The organism is Acidocella sp., assembly GCF_052326845.1.
In the GTDB taxonomy this organism is placed as follows: domain Bacteria; phylum Pseudomonadota; class Alphaproteobacteria; order Acetobacterales; family Acetobacteraceae; genus Acidocella.
Window position 1 is genome coordinate 1 of the sequence record NZ_JBKQJR010000060.1, and the last position, 3,822, is coordinate 3,822.

The 3,822-nt window shown below is 61.7% G+C and carries 3 protein-coding genes; all 3 read left to right on the forward strand.

Annotation, left to right across the window (positions count from 1 at the left end):
• Nucleotides 1-294 precede the first annotated feature (294 nt).
• A complete protein-coding gene (locus ACLPJJ_RS03835; RefSeq protein ID WP_443589612.1) occupies nt 295-498 on the forward strand; it encodes a helix-turn-helix domain-containing protein in 204 nt (67 codons plus the stop codon).
• A 143-nt stretch (nt 499-641) separates the two neighbouring features.
• Complete coding sequence (locus ACLPJJ_RS03840; protein ID WP_443589614.1) at nt 642-2,621, forward strand: tyrosine-type recombinase/integrase; 1,980 nt, start codon at nt 642-644, stop codon at nt 2,619-2,621.
• The gene (locus ACLPJJ_RS03845) at nt 2,618-3,727 is read left to right on the forward strand and encodes a tyrosine-type recombinase/integrase (protein ID WP_443589616.1); all 1,110 of its coding nucleotides are present in this window, start codon (nt 2,618-2,620) and stop codon (nt 3,725-3,727) included. The genes ACLPJJ_RS03840 and ACLPJJ_RS03845 overlap by 4 nt, the downstream gene beginning before the upstream one ends.
• Nucleotides 3,728-3,822: the final 95 nt, after the last annotated feature.

Here is a 3,822-nt window from a genome sequence, read left to right on the forward strand (position 1 = left end):
CAGCCGAACTCTTTACATGTCTGGTCATGGCAAGAGGCGCAACACAGGGGCCGCAGACACTTCGGGATTCCACCCCACCTGAATCCGGTGGGGTCGGCTCACGACCGGCGCGGCCTAACGGCAGCCAGAATACCAAATCAGCCACGGCCCAGAGCGATAAAAGCCATCCCGGCTTAATCCGCCTGGTCGAGCTGCTGGCGCTCCAGACTGCCCGCGACGTAATGCACAGTGACACTTCGGCCGACGGTCCTAACCCGGCTCAAAGCCCCCTCCCCCAAAACCAAGGCGAACAAAATGTCCCTCAAAGTAGAAAATGTGACCCAAGCTCTGTTCTTCACTGCTGAGCAGGTGGCTGAGATTACCGGCCTTTCGATCGCGACAATCCGCCGCGCCATCCGCGACCAGAAGCTGCGAGCCCATAAATTCGGCCGCGCCGTCCGCATCCATCACCAGGATCTGAACATCTATATCGGCCGTTCTCGCGGGGAAAATGCGTGATGCTGGAAATCCAGGACCTGTTTGGCTCTCCGGCCGCTTCGGGAATACGTGGGGGAGATAATCCTACACGTTGCCTGTTCCACGCTGTCCCGAAATCTCACTCCAGCCATCGCCGGAAATCTCATGACAACGGAGGGGCACTCGTGAGCACTCAGGACCTGTTCGGCGCGATCAGCGCGCCAACCAATCATTACGGTATCAACGAAGACAAAAATCCGCCGTGCGAACACCAGCTTAAAGGTGAAGTGAAGGCTCAGGACGACGAGCCGCTCGGGCATACGAACCTGGAGCAGGACGCACCGGCTTCTCATGACCAAGGCTCCGCGGTCACTCTCGAAGCGCCAAGCGCCGAGGACACCCCGACCGACAACGCATGCTCAATGCTCCGCCCTATGCCAAAAAACGTTCAGTCGCGCATCGCCGGCGATGTCGTGGTCTGCTCAACGCCCCCGGAAACGTTCGCTGAGGCGATCGCGCTCATCACGGCAAGCGGGACCGTCGATGCAGACCGGCTTGCGGCCTTCCGGCGCGAGGTCACCTGGGTGCAGACCCGCCTGCCCCGGCACCGCGACGGCAGCCCAGCTGCCCCCCTGCCCTGCGCCCCCACGCTGCTTCGCCCGGTCCTGCAGAGCGTCAGCCCGGGCAAACACAAAATCAGCGCCAAACGCTGGTACAACATTCGCAGCGAACTGGCCGCGATCCAGCACAAAACCGGGTGGCTGCCGCCACGTGCCGGACAGGTCACGCTCAGGTCTCCCAAATGGGCACACGGCCTGGCGCTGCTCGACCAACCGCAGACGATTGCCATGTTCCGCAATTTCGCGGCGTTCTGTGAAGGACTTGGCGTCGAACCCGACCAAGTCGAGCCACAGCATCTGGACGCCTACCGAGAGCACCTGATCACATCGGCGGCCAAGCTGAAGATCGACAGCTCTCTTCAGGCCCTGCGCTACACCTGGAACCGGCTGCTCCGGCATCACCCGGACTGGGGCGGCAAGAAGCTGCCGGCCAAGCGCAATCCGCTGCAACTGCGTGGGGACAAGAATGATCTGCCGCGCGAATTCTATGACAATCTCGATGCCTACTGCGCCAAGCTGGCAAAACCTGGGATTTTTCCTAAGGGTTTTCCTGCACGTACCGCACCAAGGACCATCGAGAGCCGCCGCAAAATCCTGATCCTGTCGGCATTTGTGCTGCGGCAGAACGGCTGGGCCGCCAGCCAGATTGCCTCGCTGCGCGACTTGACCTCAGCAGCAGCGGTCGAGATCATCCTCACCGCCTACCACACCCGTAATTGCGGCGACGGACAATGGACACTGGGCGCTGAAGCCACCGCTGCGGCCCTGAAGGCCGCGGCGCGGGAATGGGCAAAATTGCCGGCCGATGAGCTGACCGCGATGGCGGAAATCTGCGACTCCGTGCGCGCCCCAAAAACGGCGTTCCCGAAGAAAGCGCGCGAGCGCCTGGCACAGTTCGATGACAAGGGCGTCGAACGCCGGTTCTGGGCGCTTCCAGAGACCATTTGGACGGACGCGCAGAAGCATGAGCGGAAAGGCCGGAAGAAGCGCGCCGCCGATCTGGCAAAATATGCGCTGGCCTTGGCCATTGCCTTCGACAAACCGTTGCGCGTCACCAACCTGGCGCACCTAGACCTGAAGCTGGACTTTGAGCATGACCGTCATGGTGCCATCATCGGCATCCGCATCGAGGGCGAGCGCACCACCAAAAATGCGCCGATCATCGAGGGGGCGCTGAGCCCGCGCACCCAGCAAATGCTCAAAATCTTCCTGGAAAAATATCGCCCGCGGCTGCTCAAAGGCTCCAGCACGGCCTTGTTTCCCGGCCAGGCCGGCAATTACGTCGACGCGAAGTCGCTCGGACGTCACCTGAAAACGCTGATCGACCGCTATCTCGGCATCACAGTCAACGTGCATCTGATCCGCGCGCTGATCTCCACGATTATCCTTGATGAGGATCCGCGCGCGGTCGTCCTGGCCCAGCGCATGCTCGACCACCGCTCGTCGACAACGACCGTGAAATCTTACGCGCAACAGCGCGGCCGGGCCGTGCAAGGCCAATACGCGGAGATAATGCATCGCCGGATCCGGAAGCTGCAAAAATGAACACTGCGCAGATGGGACTAATGAAGGTGCCGTCGTCGTCCACAAAGACCCGGAAGCCTCGCTTCCGGAACCTGTGCGTGCCTTTGGCCGGCTGGCACCCGGCGGATAGGGCTATCTGGGAGCGGGCGCAGCAGCGGAACAGGTTGTTCGACCGCGCAGCAAAGATGGCTGGCTTGGCTGCCGAGACGATCTCGGGCCGGGAGACAACCTATGGCGCCCTTTTCGCCTACCTCAAAGTTAATGGGGCGCCCGGGGCCTCATCCCGGCCCGTTGACCTCATCACAGTGGACACGATGACCGAATACACTGACTTCCTTCGGCAACGCCTCAAGGCCAGTTCCATCCATGAGGAACTCAACCGCCTGGCCGCGACGCTGCGGATCCTGGCGCCGGACCGGGATTGGGGCTGGATCCGGCGCTTGCCGAACGCGCCGTCGCGGGCGGAGATCGAGCAATCAAAAAAGCGCATCTCGCCGCCAGATCCTGCGGTGGTGCTGAACGCCGCGCTCGCGCAGTTTGACGCCGCGTCTATCAAGCCTCCCTGCGTCTTGGCTTCTGTTGAAGCGCGGGACGGCCTGATCATCGCCTTCGCGGCACTGTTCGCGCTGCGGCGGAAAAATCTCGGTGAAATTGAGCGCGGCACGCATCTGCTTGAGGATGCATCGACGGTGAGGCTGTCCTTCAACAACACCCTCAAGAACCGGACCGGCATCCTGTTCGATATCCCGCATTGGCTGATGCCGCGCCTGACCCTGTACCTGACACAGCACCGCCCTCGCCTGCTCGGCAAAACCAAGGATCACGGCGGCCTGTGGGTCAGCCGCCGGGGAACGCAGTTGTCACCGATCACGATCGCGATGATCTTCAATGATTTCGGCAACGACAGGCTGGGGCGGCACCTGAACTGCCATGTCCTGCGTCATGCCATGGCAAGCACGATCATTGTCCGGAACCCGGGCGACAACGATCTTGCCGCGGCCGCCCTTGGCCACAAGACCACCAAGATGGTCGATGAAGTCTACAGCAAGTCAGCCAGCCATGAACTCACCCGGGTGTGGCAACGGAAGCTGCGGGCGCGCAAGCGTCAGCTCGGGCTGGAAAATTAGATGGACATGCCTCCCGCCCTCATAGGATGCTCTGGGCCTCGAGAGACATCACGCTTCAAAATGCCGGAGAACGCATGATGCGCGCCGTGATTTAC